1 pseudogene is annotated in these 588 nt (G+C 53.4%); it reads right to left on the bottom strand.

The annotated features are described in order from the left end of the window. Nucleotides 1–588 (bottom strand): annotated as a pseudogene (locus KCG49_RS16355) (RHS repeat-associated core domain-containing protein); the annotation flags it as partial.

The raw sequence follows: 588 nt of genomic DNA, 5'->3' as shown, positions 1-588 counted from the left end.
CGGATCCCAGTACCCTTACCTTGCTGCCCGTGGCAAGGCCCTTGACGTTTGTGATGGGCGTGACCCCATATGCCGTCTCGGACGTACCCCCATCGAGATCAAAGGCGTAATCGTCATAATAGTTAATGGTAAGGATCTGGTGGTAATCGGCAGGGAACGCACCGGAGGTATAATAGATCAAGGTTCCCCTTCTGACGACCCCTGGGTCTATCCTGCTCTCGTGCGTACCGTACAGATACGCAAAGTTCTGCCAGTAGGTTCTTCCCGTGGTACCGTGCACAAATATCCCGGTATAGGCGACCCTTCCAAAGACATCGTACTTGGTGAACAGCCATCTGTTCTGTGCCCTGAGGTTGGCGTCCTGTGTCATGATGGGCTGGTCGAGCTTGTTGTATATAATGTACTCCCAGCCCTTTCCGGGGATCTTCTTTTCCACCAAACGGTTGAGGTCGTCGTAGACGTACTGGTAGCAAAGCTCTGCGAGCTCAGTGGTATCAGGTTTTTCCGTATGCGGCTCCGACTTGGGCGGCAGCACAAAGCTGAGGTTGCCGTAATGGTCGTAGACGTAATAGGTATCGTGGGACGTTC

The sequence above is a fragment of the Winogradskyella luteola genome, from assembly GCF_019203985.1.
Classification (GTDB): domain Bacteria; phylum Bacteroidota; class Bacteroidia; order Flavobacteriales; family Flavobacteriaceae; genus Winogradskyella; species Winogradskyella luteola.
Note: the sequence above shows the minus strand (reverse complement) of the source record. Positions and strands in the feature narration are given on the sequence as shown.